A 21,308-nucleotide genomic window follows, 5' to 3' on the forward strand; every position below is an offset into this window, starting at 1 on the left:
GATGTTAACGATTGCGGGTGTGGAATTTGAGTCACGATTATTTACTGGCACGGGTAAGTTCAGCTCAAGTCAGCTGATGCTGGAGTCCATTAAGGCGTCTAAGTCGCAATTGGTGACAGTTGCGATGAAAAGAATTGATTTAAAAACCGGGGCCGATGATTTGCTTACGCCACTAAGGCAAGCGGGCGTGCGACTCTTGCCTAATACCTCGGGGGCGCGTAATGCGAAGGAAGCGATATTCGCCGCTGAACTGGCGCGGGAAATGCTGGGAACACAATGGGTTAAACTTGAAATTCATCCCGATCCCAAATACCTAATGCCCGATGCAGTCGAAACATTAGCAGCGGCCAAAACCCTGTGTGAACGCGGGTTTATCGTGATGCCCTACGTGCATGCCGATCCTGTGCTGTGTCGCCGTTTAGAAGAGGTTGGCTGCGCTGCCGTGATGCCATTGGCAAGCCCAATTGGGACGAATCAGGGGCTGGTGACTGAGTCTTTTATCAAGATGATTATTGAGCAGGCAAAAGTGCCCGTTGTGATTGATGCGGGAATTGGCGCGCCATCCCATGCGACCCACGCGATGGAGCTGGGAGCTGATGCCGTACTGGTTAATACCGCCATCGCGAGTAGTGCTTCGCCCATTGAAATGGCGCAGTGCTTTAAGGATGCGGTGGATTGCGGACGACGCGCCTTTGAAGCCGGACTTGGCCGAGTGCAGACTCAGGCTGTACATACCAGTCCACTAACGGGATTCTTGCAGCAATGAGTTTTGTCGACCAATTTGCCCATATTGAACGGGATAAGTTATTGCTGGCGTTATATTCCTGCACGGCAGTAGAGGTTGAGCGCGCTCTGATGCAGCCCGAGGGTAATCTAGAGAGTTTACTTGCCCTGTTGTCTCCTGCAGCAGAGCCCTATATCGAAGAGATGGCTCAACGCTCGGCGGCACTGACTCGGCAACGCTTTGGGGCTAATATCGGACTCTATCTGCCCTTATACCTGTCGAACCTGTGTGCTAACGAGTGTGACTATTGCGGCTTTAGCATGAGCAATAAATTAAAGCGCAAAGTGCTCAATGAGCAGGAACTTGCGGCCGAAATAGCGATTATCAAATCCCGTGGCTTCGACTCCATCTTGCTGGTGTCGGGAGAGCATGAAACTAAAGTGGGGATGGATTACTTTAAGCGCGTGTTACCCATTGTAAAACAGCAGTTTAGTTATTTGGCCATGGAGGTTCAGCCGCTTGAGGAGATTGATTATCGTCAACTTGTCGAACTAGGGCTGGATGCTGTGATGGTGTATCAAGAAACCTATCAAGCGGCGACCTATGCCAAGCATCATACCCGAGGCAATAAACAGGACTTTGCATATAGGCTGGCAACGCCCGATCGCGTAGCTAGTGCGGGTGTCGATAAGGTAGGCCTAGGTGTGTTACTGGGTTTAGATGACTGGCGGCTCGATGCTTTACTGATGGGCCATCATCTGAACTATTTAGAACGGCATTACTGGCGTACTCGTTTTAGTATTTCGTTACCACGTTTAAGGCCTTGTACTGGTGGCATAACACTAAAAGTGCATTTAACCGATCTTGGACTGGTGCAAATGATCTGTGCCTTCAGGCTTTTTAATCAGCAACTTGATATCAGTTTATCGACACGCGAGGCGCCATCGCTTCGGGACAATTTACTGCCACTTGGGATAACACAGATGAGTGCGGGGAGTTCAACGCAACCTGGGGGTTATCAGGCGCCAGAGAGCCAATTAGATCAGTTCGAAATAAGCGATGAACGTACCGTTGAGCAAGTCATGACTCAGATGCGGCTCAAGGGATTTAATCCGGTTTTTAAGGATTGGGAATCGGCTTGGATGGCCAGTTAAAAAGAGCCAAAAATCAGCAAAAAAACCATCAAATAGGAGGGGTAAATCTGTACATTGATATTGGCTTGGTCAATAATTAACCTAGTGTTCACCAGATGCGGGAATCCTTTTATGCAAATCCAATCTGCTTATACTTCCGGTCTGCAAGGCTTGCAATCGGCTCAATCAGGGTTAACACAGGCTACGATTGATGTGGCTAAACCTAGCCCAGCGCAAAGCGCTGCACCTACAGAAACCGCTAGGGCTGTAGATGAACCTGATAAAACCTCAGCATTAGTTGCAGCTAACGCATCATTGCGACAAGGTGAGGCGTCGACAGAGGTACTCGAGAGAGAATCTGAAACCATAGGTTCGATTATTAATATCAAGGTGTAATTATGTCGGTCATGGCGCTGTCATCCCAGGTTGGCGCGCCATCCAATTCGTTTTTGGGTGCTGATAAGCCGATTGAGCCGCTAAAAGGAGCAAGACCTAATAGTGGACTGGTTTATCAAGGTGACAATAGTCAGACGGTTGCTAACCTTAGCGCCTCAATGGCTAGCTTTAATGCACCAAAATCCGAAGTGAGTGGGGCACTTGAACCGTCTTTAAGCAGCCTTAGTGCGGCGTCCAGCCAAACTTTGCCTTTTGCAGGAACTCAGCCTGAGTTATTGGCAAGTGTTAAATCGAGTTATGCTAGCCTTTCTTCTAGCGCTCATGTGGATGCGAGTGCAATTCAGAAAGCTATCGTAGATTTAGACGTAAACGCTCCTGCTCAGTTACATTCAACCCCATCTGTGCGGATAGATTCGACTTCGCAGTTTTCAACTCAAAAAAGTTTTAGTTTACTGACAGGGCCTCGTTCCATAGGTGGAATGAGAGATGGGCAAATTGCCGCTTCTCAGACAGCCGTGTCAGTATTGAGTGCTCCGGATGTGGGGCTTTCAGCCTTGAATGGTGCCGTTAATCCTCTGGTTTCTTTGGCGCCAAGCACAACCGCTTACTCATCTAAAAGCGATATCGGCAGTATTACTTCGTCGAATTCGGATTTCGCCAATATCTTCTCGTCTTCAGATGCCATAACAATAAATGTCGCACCATTGGGACAAGAACAGGCCCGTAGTACAGTAATTAGCCCCTCTGCGCCTGAGTTTGCAGGGGGTGATGTCGTTGGTACTTCGTCGGGGACCCACGATTCGGTGGTGACCAACATGGATGATGCAACCTCGCCTCAGGCAAACAGCTTGGGTGAGCAGTTTAGTTATCTCTTTGGCCAACCTGCCGGGACCAAGGAGCAAGTTGGGACTGAATCGGCAGCAGGTGAACCTTCTCAAATTCAGCAAAATCAAGCTGAACAAATTCGTGATGAGCAAGCTAAGCAAGCAAGGGAAAAAGCTGTGCAAGAGCTGGAGCAAAAACAGCAAGCGTTAGCTGAAGCTTTCGCTAAAGCAGATAACAGTCAACAAGCTCAGCAGACACAGGACGAACAAACTCGCCAGCAAGACTTAGCGAAGGAGCAAGTCAAGCAGGCTGAAGAAAAGGCGATAGAACAGCAAAAAGCCCAAATAGACGCATTAAAAGCGAGGGATACAGAAGTCAAAGCCCATGAGCATGCCCACGCCAGTGTGGGCGGTCAATATGCTCAAAGCCCTAGTTTCAAGTATGAAAAAGGTGCCGATGGTCAGCGCTATGCTACCGATGGTGAGGTGCAAATCGATGTGTCAATTGTACCTGGCGATCCACTGGCGACCATTAATAAGATGAAGCAGGTCTATGCGGCGGCGATGGCGCCAGTTGACCCATCTTCTGCCGATATTCGTGTTGCGGCGCAAGCGCTGCAGAAAATGAATGAGGCCAAGGCTAAACTTGCTGAGGAACGTCAGCAACAGATTATTGATCAACCGACCACGGAAACCCTAATTGGCGCCGAGGCACAGATTGAAGGTTTACCACCGCTTAAGGAGCGCCAAATTCAAGTCATTGGCAAGATTGATGCTAATGGCAATATCACTGCGCCCCAAGATGAGCCATCGGCACCTGTGACAGAAGTGATTGATAAGATTAAGCAAGCCATTGCGGCGCAGATTGCATCGAATAATACCTCAGATGCAGTAAGTACCACTGAAGTTGATACGACAGAGACCATTGAGCCGCCAACGGCGACCTTAGCGATTGGTGCCGTATCAAATAAGGATGACGTGCCAGAGATTGCTATGCAGCGGCTCGCGTCGCGTGACAGTAATGCTGTATCGAGTCACACATTAAACGGCAGTAATGCGGTGCGCTTCTATGGCTCGGTCGCCGTGGCAACGCTGGCGAGTAAGGGAAATACTGAACTTAATCAATCAGATTCGGATGATGCTTCACTCGAGCGGATAGATGATTCGGCACTAACCACTCATTCGCCTAGCTATGAGGGTGAGAGTATTATTTCCAATGGATTAACACTCGAGTCATCAAACCGCCAAGACACACGCGGCCTGTTCAACCCTCAAACCTTAGCACTGCATCGTTCGCATTTCTTAGATGTGAATGTCTAGCCTCAATATTGCAGTATGCCTGCAAATCTTAACTACCTAGCATTTGGCTATTAAGGTAAACATTTAAGCTTGTTCTGTATGGTTAGGAACGCGGCCATTACTGATTAAAACCCACAAAGATTCCCTATGACAAAGTCGCTGGTTTGCGCTGGCGGGAAGAAAGTGAGCGTGGTTACTCGCTTGTACTCACACCATGGTGTTTAAGGATATAAGAGGCTAACAGTTTAGAGGCGGGGCCCTGTTGGTCACGATTTGGGATCACAAGGCTTAGCATAATGCGCCGTTTTTGGCTGCCTTGAAGATGTAAACGCACCAGTTTGCCCGCGGCTAATTCCTCTTGGATTAGGAATGATGGGATCCAACAGAAACCAATTCCTTGGTTTAAAATGACTTTCGCCTCATGGAAGTTCGATACCGTCCAGCGCTGTTCGGCCTTTAGCCAACCAATATCGATATTTGACTGCACGCCAGTATCTTTGATCACCAGTTGCAGGTGCTGCGCCAGTAGCTTGTCATCGTCTAAGGTGCCCATTTCAGCCAAGGGGTGGCTCGGGTGGCAAACCAGATGCAGCTCCTGCTCACACAGGGGCTCGGATAAATAGCCCTTCGGCGGAATGCCGGCGCAAATCGCAATATCGACCTTATTTTGAAGGATTAATTCTTGAGTACCTGTGATGACTGAGTCCAACATAATGATCCGAGTGCCACGGCTGTGGGGCAAAAAGTCGCTTAGCGCGCACACCAGACTTTCCATCGGATAGACGATTTCGCGGGCAATGGTGAGTGTGGGCTCCCAACCTTGCTCGAGGTTACTGGCCAATTGCTCTAATTCATTAACTGCTTGAGTCACATGGCGCGAACGACGCAATAATACTTCGCCCTGTGGTGTCAGGTAAGCTTTGCGGCCTCGAACTTCGAGTAGCTCTATGCCAAGCTGGTGTTGCAACTTTGCCACCGCATGATTGAGTGATGATTGACTCTTATTGAGCTTTTCCGCCGCTTGCGCGTAGCCGCCATAGTCGACGACAGCCTGTAAAATACGCCATTGTTCAAGGGTGGATTTCGCGCGAGTCATGGTTGTCCTCATGTCGAAAACGACAGGTTTCTAAAAAAGCGATAGATTGAGGCTTATAGTGGCGAGCTATGATCTTTTTTTCAATACTATTATCGTGTTAATTGAAAAAGAGGTTATCGCGCTGCAATGCAGCGGCGTGACAACCTCTGATCAGTTAGCTTTATGGATAATGGGTTAATCGATAACCTTAGGTGCCACGCCCATAGGTAAATATTTTTTCGTCGCGTTAAGTTCGTTAAGATAAGGCCCTGGATAGAGGGTTTCTGGCCAATTAAGCAACATTATCGCAAGTACATTGCGATGCTCGCCAAGGGCTAAGTCAGGATTGCCCTTGGGTGAGGGGATAATTTGACTGTTGGTATCAAACGAGTTGGCAATATAAGCCCGAGTTTGAGCCACGATAGGGTGGTCTGTCTTGACTGCTAGCAGAAAACTAATGCCGACTTCGGCAATAATATCGTCGGTCGCATCCTGTAAAATCCGCTCTATGTTGGCGTCAAAGTAATCCAAAATCCATGCAAACTCAGTGGCATCTACCTGATGTTGATAATATTCACTCGCGGCAAAGATAAAATGCGTCATGCCGTAAAGCTTATTGCGAAACTGTGCTTTGCTGAGTGTGGCATCCTGCGCGTCGGGGTAAACCCGAGTAAACGCTGTTTTATAGTCCTCTCGATAATCTCCTACACCTAATTGTTTGGCCCAATACACATAGTTAATTAGCTGCGCTGCCCAGGCTTTTATCATCGCGGGATCGGTCAAACCTTGGCGTAGGTCGGCTTTTTTGAGGGCTTGGATCATTTGACTATGGCAAGGACCTGTAAAGCCTAACTCATCGATTCGACTAGCGAATCGCAGTAGTACATCGGAGTAAAATAAAAACTCAGGAAAGGGCGCGAGGGCTTTTTTACGGGCCTTGGCTCTGGGACCATTGCCCAGTTCTGCGATGGCGTTCTCTGAGGCTTGACGTACAAATTCAGGGTTATCCATTTGGCAGGCATAAAACGCTTGAGCTTCGGTTACCGCATAAAGATCGACTAACGCGGCGTTGGCGTATTGCTCATCGCCTGTCAGGCGATAGAGGCGGATCCCATAATGCCCCTGCACCCGAGGCGGGAGTGTATAGAGATGGGTTTCAAGGTTGTGTTGAATAAGCTGCGCAACGCCGCTTTGGCTTAATTCGGTTTTATCCGTGGTGTTTGACTTGAGAATGTTTTGTGAGTTCGCAAGCCCGGTGTGACTTAGGAGCGTGCTTTGCGAATTGGCGAAAGCACTCTGTGCGGTAAATAAGACTAAACCGCTAAAAAGCGCAATGGGCAGCGAGAGTTTGTGTTTCGGTTGTGGTGTGTGGGTGATTTTCAGATCCTGAGACATGGATAATCCTTTGGATAAGCGCAGCGGCATCCACGGGGTCGCCAAGTATGGCGCGCAGTTGCTCGCTCAAGGTGAGTGCGGTCTCATTGACCACGAGGAGATTAAAAAGCCCAAGTTTATCTTGGCAGTCTTGGGTAGATTGATGGACAAGCGTTGCGAGTTTGGCTTGCCACAGGAATTGATAATAGCGGGGGCCTTCGTTGGCGATAGCATTGAAACTATATGGGTAATCAATCGCTTGTGCCCAGTTCGCACCAAAGCTTTTGCTAAATTCAGCAGGTAAATCCGAATAGCTTTGCTGGTTTAGGGACTGGTAAAAGTTAAGTGCCACCTTAGCGCGAAAGACTTTAAGCTGCGTCGCATAGGCGCTTGCGAGCATTTCCCTCGGTTGAATATATTGGGTATCAAATTGGGGAAATAGCGCTTGGCGTAACACCTTAGCGAGCCAAAGACTCGGTAATTGATTGGTATCGAGCGTCGGGCCTAAGGTGTTGTTTAGGTAAAAATGACTGCCGCGTGCCAGCGAGGTCATCGCATCGGCGAGGGCTTGGGTAAAGCGTTCAATATCTTTGAAATCATTAAGTGTTACGGGCAGCTCAAGCGCCTGTTGACCAAATTGCTGTCCAATCACACTTTGTCTGAGGGTGTGTTGACTGGCATTCCCAGGTTTATTCACTTTATCTTGAGCACCAATGGCCAGATACACTTCTCCCAGTAATCTATCCATATGGTAAACACGGAGGATCTGTTGCTGTGCTTGTGCGAGTGTTGTTTGAGAAAATGCCGTTTGAGAAAGTGTCGTTTGAGTGGCTGTCGAATCGAGATGCTCGCTAATCACCTCAAAACGTAAACCAAACTCGCCTAAGGTCGTTAGGGCCTTGTCGAGTAGTTCACGGGTATTGAGGGCGGTGGTTTGTGCACTGGGTAATTGCGATAAGGTACGGCCAAGATCCCAAGGGGCAACTTGAATCGTTTCGGTTTGGCTGTCGAGAAACGCTTTAACTAACTCAGGGGTATTGAGTAGCTGATCCTTGAGGCTGTAACTGGCGTAATCGCTAAAGCCTGCGTCATTGGCAATGCGTTGACGCAGCTCGGCAATGCGGTGTAAAGCGACTTGATTATGTTCCCTGGCTCGACCTTGATAGGCTTGCCACAGGGTTTGTCGACATTCGGCATCGGGTTGCTTTAACAGATAACTGGCAATAGTCCCTGAGAAAGTGCCTGAATTTGCCGTTTCTTCCTCGTTATTGGCAGTATTCACTTCGGCTACTTCATCTGTAAGCTGGCATTTATCTGCTTGAATATCCAGTTGAAATTGTTGGTTGCCTAAGCCTTGGCGAATGCTGGCCTGCGCCGTGTGCAGCTTAGCTTTATCCATAATGGATAAATGCTGGCGCAACAAAGCCGTTAATTGCTCACCGAGTAAGGTCTGTTCCTGACTTGCTGCATCATGATTTGCTGCATCATCATTTTCTGAAGCTGTTTGCATCAGCTCAAACGCCAATTGGCTAAATTCTGCTTGGTTTAGTAAGTCGCTCAGGGTGTCGGCTAAGCGCAACTGACACTGCAGTATACCTTGGCGCTCATCCCCCGACAGCGGCAAACCTCGGTAGTAGGTGAGTCTGTCGTTGACATTATTCAGTCCAATGGTTTGCTGCTCTAACACTAGGGCCTTATCCGCCAGTGTTAAGGCAGATAGCTGGCGGGTGCTGGCGTAACTGTCGAAGGCACCAGCCAAATCGATATTAGGTTGGCGCAGACACTGCTCTACCAGCAGCGGCACGGGGCTTGGCACAGCATAGGCTGCACCGAGAGTGGATAAACACCAGCCAAACAGGCTAGCCGTTAAAATGGATTTTTGCATAGGCTACACGTTCTGCAACTGTCATTGAATGGGATGACATGGCTTCGACATGCTTAAGTCTAGGCAAAATGCCTTTTCCATTTGCAATCTGGATCGCCAGTCCCGGGCGTGCATTGAGTTCCAATAACAGCGGGCCTTTAGTCTGATCAAGCACCATATCCGTGCCTAAATAACCCATCTCACACATTTCAAAGGCGCTCGATGCGGTATGCAGCAAGCTGTCCCAGTGGGGTACGACGATATCGGTGAGCTTTTTGCCTGTGTCTGGATGAAACTCAATTGGAGCATCAAATTGCACAGCATGTAACCCTTTTCCTGTGGCAATGTCAACGCCCACACCCACGGCGCCTTGGTGCAAATTGGCCTTGCCATCGGAGGCGGCGGTGGAGAGCCTGAGCATCCCCATCACTGGAAATCCTTTAAAGACAATCAAGCGGATATCGGGCACGCCTTCATGGCTGTAACCGTCAAACACGGGATCGAACTCAATCAATCCCTCGACAATCGCCACATCGGGTTTGCCGCCAAGGGAGAATAAACCGCTGAGAATATTGGACACGTGTCTATCCAATTCCGATGGGCTGACTTCGTGTCCGCTGGGTTTATAGTAACGGCCCTGTTCAATATGGGTGATTACTAAAATGCCTTTACCACCAGAGCCCTTGGCGGGTTTAATCACAAACCCCGTACGGCCTTTCACGCGCTCGGGAATGTGCACGATTTCGTGCTGCTCGCGCACAACGGCGATTAAATCGGGCACGGCAATATCATTGGCCAGTGCTAACTGTTTCGTCAGCAGCTTATCGTCCACTCGCTTATAAAATTTACGCGGATTATAGCGACCTATGTAATCGATATTACGCTTATTCATATTGAGCACGCCGCGCGCGCGCAGCTCCCATGGCCAAGCAATATTCATTAGGCATCTCCCGCAAGTGGTTTAAAGCGTTTGAGTTCCAGTAGGCGATAACCTGTGTATTGGCCCATTAATAGCACTAAGGCCAAGATCACTAAGTGGATCCCAAGGAAGTTAAATACCCAGTGTTGTACCCAACTGGCGCTCATGGCTAAGTAGGCGAGGGTAGCGACCATTAGGCTACCACCGCCTTGCACTATCACTTCTTTCGGGCCTTCTTCCTCCCACAGGATAGACATACGTTCGATGGTCCAGGCCAAAATAATCATCGGGAAGAAGGTAATTGTCAGTCCTTCGCTTAAACCGAATTTATAAGACAGCAAGGTAAAGACGCCAATAATGCCGATCACGACGATGATCACCGCCGATATTCGCGAAATTAGTAACAGATTTAATTGGGATAAATAGGAGCGGATCATTAGGCCGCAGGCCACGATTAACAAGAAGCCAACTAAGCCCGTGACTAAACTGGTCTGAATAAAGGCGAGGGCGATAAGGACTGGCATAAAGGTGCCCGAGGTCTTGACCCCAATGATCACCCGTAAAAACACAACCATCAGTACCCCGATAGGGATCAATAAAATGCCCTTGAATAGACTCTGCTCCTCTATCGGTAATTGGTAGAGTGAGAAATCCAAGGCATTGTTATTCATCATCATATCGATGGAGGTCGCCAATGCCGAGCGGGTATCCTGCAACATAGAGAAATGCACCTGCGAGTTCACTCCGCCCATCACATCGAGCACGGAATGGCCCGAGCGTTCCCACAGCAGTAAGTTCTCTGGACGACCTTGCTTGCCCTTAACCAAATCGAATAAGACCCACTCGCCGTTATGGAACACTTCCACAAAGGGTGACAGGGATTGACGGCGGCGTTGGTCTTCAAGGTAGAGCCCGCTGACTTCACGGGCTGGAATGCCCTTAGTTTGCAGCATATGCAAAAACACTTGCGTCGCGGTTTGGCTTGATAACAACAGCTCCATATTCTGGCTGCGCTTAGTTGCGGTAATCGCATTCATCAATTGCTGGGCGAAGGATAAGTTCGATGCGCTGCGCGCCCAGGTTTCGTTAATCACTTGCTCTGCGGCGCTCTTCTCGGTCGCGGGCCAGAGGTAAGGCTCTGGTTGACTGGGAATATCGTCGCTGTGGATTTGGGTCACGCCCGTCGGCACTAGGGTCACTTTATAATAGAGATCTTGGCTGCCATAGGCCTCACGAATCGACCAAATTGCACGGCGCGCATCCTTATCATCACTCATCGATAACCCAAACCCCGGGGAGCTGGCGTTCTCGACCAAGACTTCATAGGCGGGATCCTGTGGTAAGGAGAAGGACACTTCGGCCGCATCGCCAGTGCCATCGAAACTGATTTTGGCGTCTACCGCCCAGCTTTGAACTTGCTCACCGGGGAGAAAAGGCACCTGATGCTTAACGCCGCGGTAGATGCTGGCGCTTAGACCGACAATAAAAAGTAATGCCACCAAAATGTAAAAAGGTTTACGTGAATGCATACGTGTTTCCCATGTTGCGCCAATGGCCGAAAAGCGTGGGATTACCCCAGGGCATTGGCGGTTCGAACTCGGCGTCACGCGTTAGATTGTCGCGTGGCGGATATTAGCTATGTCAGGCTGCGTCAGATTAAGCGGCGATGTCACAAGCTGACAAACCAATGAGCGCAAGCGGCTCCTATGCTTAAGCTTGTAAACAGCTTTGGATCAAGCGGTTATTTTTTGCCGCTGGAGACGATGGCAGACTCTGTTTTTGGTTGCTCAGGATTGGGTTGCTTAGGTTTGGGCGGTTTGGCTTTACCGTGCACATAGCGCTGGCCGACATCGACAACGGCGATATCTTTGATAAATTTACGGCCGAGCAATAAGGGATAGTCGAGGTGACTACGGTCGGTGAGGTTAAGATCTGTCTCTGCGGAATATTGGCCAATCTTAAGGTGCGCGTGGATCACGGGACGGCGATCGTCCTTCTCATTGGCGTCCTGCTTGATGCGTACAAAACGCACGACCTTAGATTCGAAATTTGTCGCAGGCTGTTTTTCCCCTTGAGTAAACACATCGAAGCGTACCCATTGGGCGCCATCGCGCTCAAACAGGGTGATATTACGGGCATCGATGGAGGAAGATTCTGCGCCGGTATCAATGCGAGTGGCAAAACTGGCATTGAGTTCATCGATAAACACATTTTCGATTTCACCGAGTAAAAACTTATCCCCAAGAGCGGATTTGGGGCATTGGCTCGGCGCAGGCGTCACCACCGCGGCTTGCTTTTGTGCGCTGAGGTTTTTCGCCGTTTGATTTAACTGATTGATTTGCTGACTTAACTGCTCGACTTGGCTGCTCAGGGTCGCAAGCGAGGTTAAATCCACAGGCTGGCATTGCTGATTAATCGCAGCGACTAATTGATCTTGCTGCTGATTAAGACGGGTATTAAAGGTATCAGTATCGAGTGGTTTGGGGGCGTGGGCGGTCGGTTCTGTCGCTGCGCATCCCATTAAGCTGCTGGCAACGGCGATAGCGATCAACTGCTTTAGCATAGTACTTCCTATTGGCGTTAAAACGGGTTTTATGCCTAGGTTTACCTAGGCATAAGCGTATTAGGCCACTGGAGTTAACTCGTTAGGTCAAATCTTGATTGGGTTGATTTTTCACCGCAATAATCGTTGCGCGTTTCGGCGCGGGGTAACCCTCGATAGTCTTAGTGATATCGTTAGGGTCAAGATATTCAACCAGTGACTCATTCGGCATCCAATCAGTTCGGCGCTGTTCGGCTAATGCGGTGACATCGGTGTCGACACAACGTATGTCTGTGAAATCACACTTCTTTAGCCAGAGCATCAGGGCCGCGACGGATGGAATAAACCATACATTATTCATTTTCCCATATCTATCTTGAGGGACGAGTACGGCGTTTTCATCACCATCTATCACCAAAGTCTCTAACACTAATTCCCCACCCATACGTAGCTGATCACGTAATTGTAACAAGTGATCAATAGGCGAACGTCTGTGATACAAGACGCCCATGGAGAAAACCGTATCGAATGCATCCAGCGGTGGTAGCTCTTCAATGCCTAGCGGCAATAAGTGCACGGGGTGATTTTCACCGCTTAGGCGCTTAACCGCTTCAAATTGGCATAAAAACAATGGTGAAGGGTCGATGCCCACTACGCGTTTGGCGCCCGCGCCAAGCATACGCCACATGTGATAGCCGCTGCCACAGCCGACGTCGAGCACAGTGCGGTTTTGCAAAGGAGAAATATGTGGGCTCACGCGGTCCCACTTCCAATCGCTGCGCCATTCGGTATCGATATGAATGCCGTGGATATGGAAAGGGCCTTTGCGCCAAGGCATAAACAGGCGCAGTAGGTTCTCAAGTTTTTCCTTTTCCCCGGGCGTGAGTTGTTCGCCTGTGCCGACAGTAACGCTGCTGACAAAGTCCACTTGGTCTGGGGCGGGATAGTGCAGCTTATTGAGCACTTTTTCCCACTTGGGTAAGTTGCCGTGTTTATGTTCTCTCTGCCATTTACCGAGAATGGCTGGCAAAGTTTCGAGCCAATGCTGCAAATTGGAATCGGCAATTTGCTGGTAAAACGAGCTGAAACTGATCACTTGATGGCCACCATGGAAGAGAAGTTAAAACATTGGAACCACAAGCTAAAGTGGCTAAACCCTTGGCGAGTCAAACGTTGCTGGTGGAGAGTTAAGGTATCGGGCTTCATCACGTTTTCAAGCGCGCTGCGCTTTTGACTGATTTCAAGCTCGCTATAGCCATTGGCGCGTTTAAAGTCTAAGTGCAGCTCTTCGAGCACACTTTGAATCGGCGCATCATCGAAGCGAATTTTTTCCGATAGCACTAAAAGACCGCCGGGATTTAACCCCTGATAAATCTTTGCGATCAGCGCTTCTCTGTCCTCTGGCGGTAAAAATTGCAGGGTAAAGTTAAGCACGACTAAAGAGGCGTTTTCGATGTGAATATCGCGAATATCGCCGCATATCAGCTCAACCTCAGTATCACTCACATAGGCATTGAGGTTTTCTTGGCAGCGGGTCACCATGGATTCGCTATTGTCCACGGCGATGATGCGGCAATCGCGGCCTTGGATTTGACGGCGAATGCTTAAGGTGGCGGCGCCTAAAGAGCAACCTAAATCATATACTTGGGTATTAGGCTTGACGAAACGATCCGCAAAATCGCCAATAGTATTGATAATTTGCGTATAGCCAGGCACCGAGCGGCGGATCATGTCACTGAAGACACCCGCGACACGGTTATCAAACTGGAAATCGCTAATGTGTTCGCTCGCTTGAGCGTAGATAGTATCTTGGGAAGCGTTCATCTGGGAATATCTCGAAAATTCAGCTGTGCATTTTAACGAATCCGGTTGACTAGCAGCAAGTCTCGGCTAGTAATTTGCCCGAAATTTCTGTCTAATATGCATCAATAACAAAGTATTTACATTGTACATCAAGTACTAGGGACCCCAGTTGAAGTTAGTGCTCCAGCTTATCGTGATCCTGTGTTGCAGCATCTTGAGTAACGCAGTAAACGCCAGTCAAGGACAGACTGAATCGCTTATTGTGGTGATGGGGGAAGACAGTTTCCCGTATCAGTTTGTCGATAACGACGGCGAAGCCACGGGTTTATTAGTCGATCTCTGGAAGGAATGGGGCAAGCGCACTAATACGCCATTAGTGTTTGTGGCGCGGCACTGGAATGAGTCGCTGCAGCAATTACGGCAGGGCAAAGCCCAAGTGCATATTGGCATGGGGCAGACGCCTGAGCGTGAACAGCTATTTGATTTCGCAGAGCCTATCGCTGATGTGAGTACCTACCTTTACCTGCATAAATCCCTGCAGGGCAAAAAATCCATTAAGGAACTTATTCCTTACCAAATCGGGATCGTCGGTGGCTCGTCCCATGAGGCGGTGCTTCGCGGCATCGAGCCGAATTTAGTCTTCAAATATTATGAAAGTCGTGAAAAACTGCTGGCGGGGGTTGCGGCGGGCGAGACAGTTGTATTTGCCGGGCTCGATGGCTATCTGCGCGATCCCGCGTCCAGCCAAGCAATTGCGAGCAGTTTTCCCATCAGTGCGCGTATTCCAATTAAGGCTATGCAGTTTGTACCCGCCGTGATGAAAGGTAATCAGGCTTTAATTGAGAAGATTAATAAGGGGTTTCATTCACTCGATGCTCGTTTTGTGCAACAAACTGAACGGCGTTGGTTAGGCTATCACGGGCAAAAGGCGGGGCTTGTGGTGGCGATGCAGTTAGGTGTTGAGCCCTTTGTCGATTTAGGCGTCGATGGCTTACCCCATGGATTTTATGTGGATCTCTGGCAATTGTGGTCGGCCAAGACGGGCATCAATGTGGATTTTATCTCGGGCGACATGAATGCCAGTGTTAACGATGTGCGCCAAGGTTTAGCCGATGCGCATATTGGTTACCCTGAAAGTAATGATCTAAAAACAGGTTTAACCCGCGCTTGGCAACTCTATACGGTGAAGAGTCGACTGTTTTTATATCAACAGCAACTGACCAATTTGCAAAGTCTAAAGGGCAAACGCATCGGCGTTGTGCCGACCGCGCCTTATTTAGTGGCGCTGCGTAAAGCGCTGCCCGATGTTACGCTGCGCTATTACGAAAATATGGACAGCATGGTGGCAGGTGCGCGATCGGGTGAGATTGCAGGCTTTGTTGCCGCAGGAGCATGGACTTCCCACTATTTACTGCAAAACAAGGCTTGGTCCGAATTTTATCAATATCCTGAGCTTGAGTTTCCCACCGATATTTATGTGCTCACCCGCAGTGATGATCCTGGATTAACCCAGCGCATCGCCAATGGTTTTCGCAGCATTAGCATGCAGGAATTTGCCGATGTTGAGCAAAAATGGATGCTTAACCCTAAGGATCGCATTTTTAACCAGAAGGGATTACACGGCATTCAACTTTCAAACAATGAGCAAGATTACCTCTCACAACTCGGTGAAGTTAAACTCGGCTACTTAAAACAGTGGCCGCCGATGGAGTTTAGCGATGAGCAAGGTCAGTTTGCGGGGATCAACAGCGACATTGCCCACATTTTGGCAGAGCAATTACGGATCAAGATAGAACCTGTTGGCTTTGATGATTGGCAATCACTGATAGGTGCATTGCGTTCTGGCGACATTGCTCTTGCTGGCAGCGTAGCCCAAACTGCCGAGCGCCAGCAATTTTTAACCTTTAGTGATCCCTACTGGCCATCACCCTGGGGAATGGTGTCGCAACTTGAGCAGGTGTCGGTGTTTAATCTGGCGCAATTGACGGGACAGAGGGTCGCTGTGGTGGAAGGCTATCATCTGGTGGCACAACTGATGGCACTGCAGCCCTCGCTCAAACTGGTGTTAGTGCCCGACACCCATTCGGGGCTTGCAGCAGTTAACGATGGTCATGCCGATGTGTTTATCGATAAGGTGGTGACGCTGGCCTCTGAGTTAAAAACAGGCCAATATCCATTATTGAAAATGTCGCTACTCAGTGATTTAGCCGATCAGCACAGCCACTTTGGGCTTAATCCGCAGTATGCTCAGTTAGTCCCGTTAATCAATCGCGTGTTGGCACAAATTGATCAACATACCCAGCAGCAAATCTATTCCCATTGGGTCAGTTTTTCCCTTGATGCAGATAACAGTCAGTATCTGCAATGGATCCGCTATTTATTAAGCGGCGCATTAGCCTTATCTGTCGTAATGGTGGCGGTGTTAGTGGTCAATCGTCGCTTAAACGTGGAGATCACTCGCCGAATCGCCGCCGAAAAACGTTTGCAACATGTTGCCAGTCATGATGCCTTAACTCAGTTGCCCAATAGAGCACTGTTGGATGATAGGCTGTCGCAGGCCCTACTTGCCCATCGGCGGGATCATAGCCATTTTGCCTTGTTGTTTATTGATTTAGATGGATTTAAACAAATTAACGATCAATATGGTCATCCTGTGGGGGATGCCTTGCTGTTAAAAGTGGCGGGATTGTTGAGCAAAGCCATTCGCGATTCTGATACAGTGGCAAGATTCGGCGGCGATGAATTTGTGATCCTGCTAAATCGTGTGCAAGATCTCGACGCTGCGACCCTAGTTGCTGATAATATTCTGCACTCGCTTGCATCGCCCTTCAGTATAGAAGGGGTGATGGTAGAGGTTGCAGTCAGCATTGGTGTGGTCATTTATCCCCGCGATGGCGATACGGCCATTGAGTTAATGAAGCAAGCCGACCAACTGATGTATCAAGCCAAAACGGCGGGTGGCCGTTGCTACCGCGTGGCTTGATGATTTTTTGAACGCTTATACGCAGATAGTGCGTTCGCCTCTAGTCAAGGGCGTAAAACTGTTTGATACTTCACCGCCTAAAAGTGAAGTACTTTGGTAATCGGCATTATTTGACTATAATGCCGCTTTTATCTCGTTTTGATTATTTCCAAAGCACCGGTTTCCGGATAAAGGATAGAGTTAGATGCGCAGTCATTATTGTGGAGACGTCAATAAGTCTCACGTTGGACAAGAAGTTACCTTGGTAGGTTGGGTTAATCGTAGCCGTGATTTGGGTGGCGTAGTCTTTTTAGATTTAAGAGACAGAGAAGGTCTGGTCCAAGTGGTTTACGATCCAGATTTACCTGAGGTGTTCAATGTGGCCAGTACGCTGCGCGCCGAGTTTTGTGTGCAGGTAAAAGGCGTGGTTCGTGCCCGTCCTGATAGCCAAGTTAACGCGCAAATGAAGACCGGCGAAATTGAAGTATTAGGTAAAGAACTGACCATTATCAACAGTTCTGAGCCGCTGCCGCTGAGCTTAGATAACTATCAAAACAACAGTGAAGAGCAGCGTCTAAAATACCGTTATTTAGATTTACGTCGCCCAGAAATGGCGCAGCGCTTAATGTTCCGTGCGAAAGTGACCAGTGCTGTGCGTCGTTTCCTCGACTCAAATGGCTTCTTAGATATCGAGACGCCTATTCTGACCAAGGCGACGCCAGAAGGTGCCCGTGACTATTTAGTGCCAAGCCGCACTTACAAAGGTCAATTCTTCGCGCTGCCACAATCACCACAGCTGTTTAAACAGTTACTGATGATGTCAGGCTTTGATCGTTACTATCAAATCGTAAAATGCTTCCGTGACGAAGACTTACGTGCTGACCGTCAGCCAGAATTTACTCAAATCGATATTGAAACCTCATTTATGACGTCTGAGCAAGTGATGGCAAAGACTGAAGAGATGATGCGTGGTCTGTTCCTTGAGATGCTGAACGTCGATTTAGGCGAATTCCCACGTATGACCTATAACGAAGCCATGCGTCGTTTCGGTTCAGATAAGCCAGATTTACGTAACCCATTAGAACTGGTTGACGTGGCTGACTTACTCAAAGAAGTGGAGTTTGCGGTATTCTCAGGCCCTGCTAATGATGAAGAAGGCCGTGTTGCGGCGCTGCGTATTCCAGGTGGCGCAAGCTTATCCCGTAAGCAAATCGATGATTACACTAAGTTTGTCGGTATCTATGGTGCTAAAGGTTTAGCGTGGATGAAGCTAAACGACCTGACTCAAGGGTTAGATGGCATTCAATCACCTGTGCTGAAGTTCTTAAACGAAGGCATTGTGAACGAAATCATCAGCCGCACTGGCGCACAAACGGGCGATATCATCCTGTTTGGGGCTGATAACGTAACTGTGGTTGCCGAATCTATGGGCGCACTGCGTCTTAAAGCTGGTGAAGACTTTAACTTGCTCGAAGGTCAATGGCGTCCACTGTGGGTGGTTGACTTCCCAATGTTTGAGAAGGTAAACGGCAGCTTCCACGCGGTTCACCATCCGTTTACTGCGCCACGCGGCGTGACACCACAAGAGCTGGAAGCCAATCCGGCTAACCGTGTGTCTGATGCCTACGACATGGTATTAAACGGCTGTGAATTAGGTGGTGGTTCGGTGCGTATCCACAACCAAGAGATGCAGTCTGCGGTATTCCGTATTCTCGGCATTACTGATGAAGAAGCGAAAGAGAAATTCGGCTTCCTACTCGAAGCGCTGCGCTACGGTACGCCACCACATGCGGGGCTGGCATTCGGTTTAGACCGTATTATCATGCTGATGACGGGCGCAAGCTCCATCCGTGATGTGATGGCTTTCCCGAAAACCACCACAGCGGCGTGTCCGTTAACCAATGCGCCAGGTTTTGCTAACCCACAACAATTAGCAGAATTAGGCATTTCCGTGGTGAAAGCCGCGAAGACTGAAGACTAATCTTTAGTGATTATCGAGTACCGAGGCGCAAGCCTCGGTCTATTTTTACCCCGTCATTTCATTTCTTATCAATATCTGCGTTATCGACGTCACTGAATTTGCCGTCAATCTTTTGGTCAAGGAACATTGGCTATAGGAACCTCATAAGAGGCGCCGTCAAGGTTACCTTAGGCTATTGATAAGATGTGCAATGGCTATGTGTAGAGGAGAACTCCCATGGCAGGTCATAGTAAGTGGGCCAACATTAAACACCGCAAAGCAGCGCAAGATGCCAAACGCGGTAAACTCTTTACTAAATTTATCCGTGAGTTAACGGTTTCTGCCCGTGAAGGTGGCTCGGATCCCGATTCAAACCCGCGTCTGCGTATCGCCATCGATAAAGCACTTGGCGGCAACATGACCCGCGACACCATTGAGCGCGCAATCAAACGTGGCGCCGGTGAACTTGAAGGGCAACAACTCGAGACCATTATTTACGAAGGTTACGGCCCGGGCGGTACCGCTGTGATGGTTGAAACCATGACAGATAACCGTAACCGCACCGTGAGTGGCGTACGTAATGCCTTTAGTAAATCCGGCGGTAACTTAGGGACCGATGGCTCGGTTGCTTATTTGTTCACTAAGCGCGGTGTGTTGTCCTATGCACCTGGCACAGATGAAGACGCCCTGATGGACGCGGCCCTGGAAGCGGGCGCCGAAGATGTGGTGAGTTACGATGATGGTGCAATTGACGTATTTACTGAACCGACCGAGTTTTACGGGGTGAAAGATGCCCTCGATGCCGCAGGATTTGTCAGTGATAACGCTGAAATTGCTATGATCGCCTCGACCAAAGCCGAGTTAGATGCCGAGACGGCGGAGAAGTTTATGCGTCTTATCGATACCCTAGAAGAGCACGATGATGTGCAAGAGGTGTATCATAATGCCGAAATCTCCGATGAGCTTATGGAAAGCTTAGGTTAGGTCTTAGCATTAACCTGAGTTAGGTGGCCTAAAGTCAGCTGACAAACTTCGCTCCAGAGCTTGAGACAGTGATTGAACTTAGCGTCTGCGTTTTGCTTTAGGCCACCTTAGTGAGATTTATGATTTTTTGCACTGTTGCTAGTGCTTAAGTTATCCGTTGAATGGGTTGTCTTAAGTCGGGAACAGGCATTAGGGATAGCATGGCGATTATTTTAGGGGTTGACCCAGGTTCTCGGATCACAGGTTATGGCGTTATTCAATGCCTAGGGCGGCAGCAACTTTATTTGGGCAGCGGCTGCATTCGCACCTCGGGTGAGGATTTACCATTAAGACTCAAGCAAATCTTTGATGGGATAAGTGAAATTATTCGCCAATACCAACCCGATGAATTTGCGATTGAGCGGGTGTTTCTCGCCAAAAATGCCGACTCGGCCTTGAAATTGGGCCAAGCCCGTGGCGCAGCCATCGTGGCCGCGACAGTGGCCAACTTACCCGTTGCCGAATACAGTGCCACCCAAATTAAGAATGCGGTGGTCGGGACAGGGCGCGCCAAGAAAGAACAGGTTCAACATATGATCCAGCAATTGCTTAAGCTGCCCGCGGCGCCACAGGCCGACGCTGCGGATGCGCTCGGCGTTGCGGTATGTCATTATCACACCAATCAAAGTTTGGTCGCCTTAAGCGGCCGAGCGACAACAAGAACATATGGACGGTACAGATGATAGGTCGTTTACGTGGCGTGTTAATTGAAAAACAAGCGCCAGAGGTGTTGATTGATGTCAATGGCGTGGGGTACGAGTTACAGATGCCCCTCACCAGCTTTTATGAACTCCCCGAGGTCAACCAACCGACCACAGTGTATACCCATTTTGTGGTGCGTGAAGATGCCCAGCTGCTTTACGGCTTTATCACTAAGCAAGAGCGCTCACTGTTTCGTTTACTTATCAAGGCTAACGGCGTGGGTCCTAAACTGGCGTTAACCATTCTTTCAGGCATGACCGCCAGCGAGTTTGTCGGCTGCGTCGAGCGTGATGATATAGTGACGTTGGTGAAATTACCCGGTGTCGGTAAAAAGACCGCCGAACGTTTATTGGTTGAGATGCGCGATAAACTGAAAAGCTTGATGGAGGCATCCGTGGGCTCTGAGCGTGAGTTTGTGTTGCAATCCAACTACTCACCTGCACCGACGGTAAACAGTGCCGAAGAGGATGCGATTTCAGCCTTGATCTCCCTCGGCTATAAACCTCCACAGGCGAGTAAAGCTGTATCTGCCGCCTATAAAGAAGGCATGGACAGTGAGACCTTGATTAAGGCTGCGTTAAAATCGATGCTCTAATGGCATGGTTTTTATTGAGGCGAGTGTTATATTGCGGTACGCGATTTTTGCAACCAGTTAGGTTGCAACAGTGCTCAAATTGCAAGTGCCGTATGCCGATGCGGTAACAGGAA

The 21,308-nt window shown here is 49.1% G+C and carries 17 protein-coding genes; 9 read left to right on the plus strand and 8 right to left on the minus strand.

Annotated elements, in window-relative coordinates:
* The first annotated feature begins 1 nt into the window (after position 1).
* The 4 genes from EYR25_RS19500 to EYR25_RS19515 all read left to right on the plus strand — a co-directional run bounded on the left by EYR25_RS19500 (position 2) and on the right by EYR25_RS19515 (position 4,397).
* Positions 2–766 carry a thiazole synthase gene (locus EYR25_RS19500; protein ID WP_133182369.1) on the plus strand — a complete coding sequence of 255 codons (765 nt, stop codon included), beginning with the start codon at positions 2–4 and terminating at the stop codon, positions 764–766.
* Entirely contained in the window at positions 763–1,878 is a 1,116-nt protein-coding gene (gene thiH / locus EYR25_RS19505) for a 2-iminoacetate synthase ThiH (RefSeq protein ID WP_133182371.1), read from the plus strand. The genes EYR25_RS19500 and thiH overlap by 4 nt, the downstream gene beginning before the upstream one ends.
* Before the next feature lie 111 nt (positions 1,879–1,989).
* The gene (locus EYR25_RS19510) at positions 1,990–2,253 is read left to right on the plus strand and encodes a chemotaxis protein (RefSeq protein WP_133182373.1); all 264 of its coding nucleotides are present in this window, start codon (positions 1,990–1,992) and stop codon (positions 2,251–2,253) included.
* Positions 2,254–2,255: 2 nt separating this feature from the next.
* The gene (locus EYR25_RS19515; protein WP_133182375.1) at positions 2,256–4,397 is read left to right on the plus strand and encodes a putative metalloprotease CJM1_0395 family protein; all 2,142 of its coding nucleotides are present in this window, start codon (positions 2,256–2,258) and stop codon (positions 4,395–4,397) included.
* Positions 4,398–4,569: 172 nt separating this feature from the next.
* Here EYR25_RS19515 and EYR25_RS19520 read toward each other — a convergent pair whose 3' ends face one another.
* The 8 genes from EYR25_RS19520 to cmoA form a co-directional block, all read right to left on the minus strand.
* Positions 4,570–5,472 carry a LysR family transcriptional regulator gene (locus EYR25_RS19520; RefSeq protein WP_023266995.1) on the minus strand — a complete coding sequence of 301 codons (903 nt, stop codon included), beginning with the start codon at positions 5,470–5,472 and terminating at the stop codon, positions 4,570–4,572.
* 174 nt (positions 5,473–5,646) lie between these two features.
* Positions 5,647–6,846, minus strand: coding sequence for a DUF3541 domain-containing protein (locus tag EYR25_RS19525; protein ID WP_133182377.1), 1,200 nt, complete (start codon positions 6,844–6,846; stop codon positions 5,647–5,649).
* Positions 6,773–8,710 carry a M3 family metallopeptidase gene (locus tag EYR25_RS19530; RefSeq protein WP_133182380.1) on the minus strand — a complete coding sequence of 646 codons (1,938 nt, stop codon included), beginning with the start codon at positions 8,708–8,710 and terminating at the stop codon, positions 6,773–6,775. The genes EYR25_RS19525 and EYR25_RS19530 overlap by 74 nt, the downstream gene beginning before the upstream one ends.
* A complete protein-coding gene (locus EYR25_RS19535; RefSeq protein ID WP_133182382.1) occupies positions 8,685–9,629 on the minus strand; it encodes an alpha-L-glutamate ligase-like protein in 945 nt (314 codons plus the stop codon). Before EYR25_RS19535 ends, EYR25_RS19530 begins: the two co-directional genes overlap by 26 nt.
* The gene (locus EYR25_RS19540; protein ID WP_133182384.1) at positions 9,629–11,137 is read right to left on the minus strand and encodes a UUP1 family membrane protein; all 1,509 of its coding nucleotides are present in this window, start codon (positions 11,135–11,137) and stop codon (positions 9,629–9,631) included. Before EYR25_RS19540 ends, EYR25_RS19535 begins: the two co-directional genes overlap by 1 nt.
* A 212-nt stretch (positions 11,138–11,349) precedes the next feature.
* Positions 11,350–12,171 carry an ATP-dependent zinc protease family protein gene (locus EYR25_RS19545; protein ID WP_133182386.1) on the minus strand — a complete coding sequence of 274 codons (822 nt, stop codon included), beginning with the start codon at positions 12,169–12,171 and terminating at the stop codon, positions 11,350–11,352.
* Between the two features lie 82 nt (positions 12,172–12,253).
* A complete protein-coding gene (cmoB, locus tag EYR25_RS19550) occupies positions 12,254–13,246 on the minus strand; it encodes a tRNA 5-methoxyuridine(34)/uridine 5-oxyacetic acid(34) synthase CmoB (RefSeq protein ID WP_088211180.1) in 993 nt (330 codons plus the stop codon).
* Entirely contained in the window at positions 13,243–13,974 is a 732-nt protein-coding gene (cmoA, locus tag EYR25_RS19555; RefSeq protein ID WP_023266988.1) for a carboxy-S-adenosyl-L-methionine synthase CmoA, read from the minus strand. Before cmoA ends, cmoB begins: the two co-directional genes overlap by 4 nt.
* Positions 13,975–14,122: 148 nt before the next feature.
* On the opposite strand from cmoA, the gene EYR25_RS19560 reads away from it, so the two are divergent.
* From EYR25_RS19560 to ruvA, 5 genes are all read left to right on the plus strand, one after another.
* Complete coding sequence (locus tag EYR25_RS19560; RefSeq protein ID WP_133182388.1) at positions 14,123–16,936, plus strand: transporter substrate-binding domain-containing protein; 2,814 nt, start codon at positions 14,123–14,125, stop codon at positions 16,934–16,936.
* A 184-nt stretch (positions 16,937–17,120) separates the two neighbouring features.
* Positions 17,121–18,896, plus strand: coding sequence for an aspartate--tRNA ligase (gene aspS, locus EYR25_RS19565; RefSeq protein WP_133182390.1), 1,776 nt, complete (start codon positions 17,121–17,123; stop codon positions 18,894–18,896).
* A gap of 216 nt (positions 18,897–19,112) precedes the next feature.
* Positions 19,113–19,859 carry a YebC/PmpR family DNA-binding transcriptional regulator gene (locus EYR25_RS19570; RefSeq protein WP_133182392.1) on the plus strand — a complete coding sequence of 249 codons (747 nt, stop codon included), beginning with the start codon at positions 19,113–19,115 and terminating at the stop codon, positions 19,857–19,859.
* A gap of 200 nt (positions 19,860–20,059) precedes the next feature.
* Positions 20,060–20,581, plus strand: coding sequence for a crossover junction endodeoxyribonuclease RuvC (gene ruvC, locus EYR25_RS19575; protein ID WP_011716951.1), 522 nt, complete (start codon positions 20,060–20,062; stop codon positions 20,579–20,581).
* On the plus strand, positions 20,578–21,195 hold the full coding sequence (ruvA, locus tag EYR25_RS19580; protein WP_011626232.1) for a Holliday junction branch migration protein RuvA: 618 nt from the start codon (positions 20,578–20,580) through the stop codon (positions 21,193–21,195). The genes ruvC and ruvA overlap by 4 nt, the downstream gene beginning before the upstream one ends.
* Positions 21,196–21,308 lie beyond the last annotated feature (113 nt).

Source organism: Shewanella decolorationis (genome assembly GCF_004354305.1).
GTDB lineage: Bacteria > Pseudomonadota > Gammaproteobacteria > Enterobacterales > Shewanellaceae > Shewanella > Shewanella decolorationis.

Coding starts and splice junctions, on each gene's coding strand:
- EYR25_RS19515 (WP_133182375.1), top strand. CDS start 2,256: ATGTCGGTCATGGCGCTGTCATCCCAGGTTGGCGCGCCATCCAATTCG.
- cmoA (WP_023266988.1), bottom strand. CDS start 13,974: ATGAACGCTTCCCAAGATACTATCTACGCTCAAGCGAGCGAACACATT.
- aspS (WP_133182390.1), top strand. CDS start 17,121: ATGCGCAGTCATTATTGTGGAGACGTCAATAAGTCTCACGTTGGACAA.
- EYR25_RS19545 (WP_133182386.1), bottom strand. CDS start 12,171: ATGCTAAAGCAGTTGATCGCTATCGCCGTTGCCAGCAGCTTAATGGGA.
- EYR25_RS19530 (WP_133182380.1), bottom strand. CDS start 8,710: ATGCAAAAATCCATTTTAACGGCTAGCCTGTTTGGCTGGTGTTTATCC.
- EYR25_RS19510 (WP_133182373.1), top strand. CDS start 1,990: ATGCAAATCCAATCTGCTTATACTTCCGGTCTGCAAGGCTTGCAATCG.
- ruvC (WP_011716951.1), top strand. CDS start 20,060: ATGGCGATTATTTTAGGGGTTGACCCAGGTTCTCGGATCACAGGTTAT.
- thiH (WP_133182371.1), top strand. CDS start 763: ATGAGTTTTGTCGACCAATTTGCCCATATTGAACGGGATAAGTTATTG.
- EYR25_RS19570 (WP_133182392.1), top strand. CDS start 19,113: ATGGCAGGTCATAGTAAGTGGGCCAACATTAAACACCGCAAAGCAGCG.
- ruvA (WP_011626232.1), top strand. CDS start 20,578: ATGATAGGTCGTTTACGTGGCGTGTTAATTGAAAAACAAGCGCCAGAG.
- EYR25_RS19540 (WP_133182384.1), bottom strand. CDS start 11,137: ATGCATTCACGTAAACCTTTTTACATTTTGGTGGCATTACTTTTTATT.
- EYR25_RS19500 (WP_133182369.1), top strand. CDS start 2: ATGTTAACGATTGCGGGTGTGGAATTTGAGTCACGATTATTTACTGGC.
- EYR25_RS19520 (WP_023266995.1), bottom strand. CDS start 5,472: ATGACTCGCGCGAAATCCACCCTTGAACAATGGCGTATTTTACAGGCT.
- EYR25_RS19535 (WP_133182382.1), bottom strand. CDS start 9,629: ATGAATATTGCTTGGCCATGGGAGCTGCGCGCGCGCGGCGTGCTCAAT.
- EYR25_RS19525 (WP_133182377.1), bottom strand. CDS start 6,846: ATGTCTCAGGATCTGAAAATCACCCACACACCACAACCGAAACACAAA.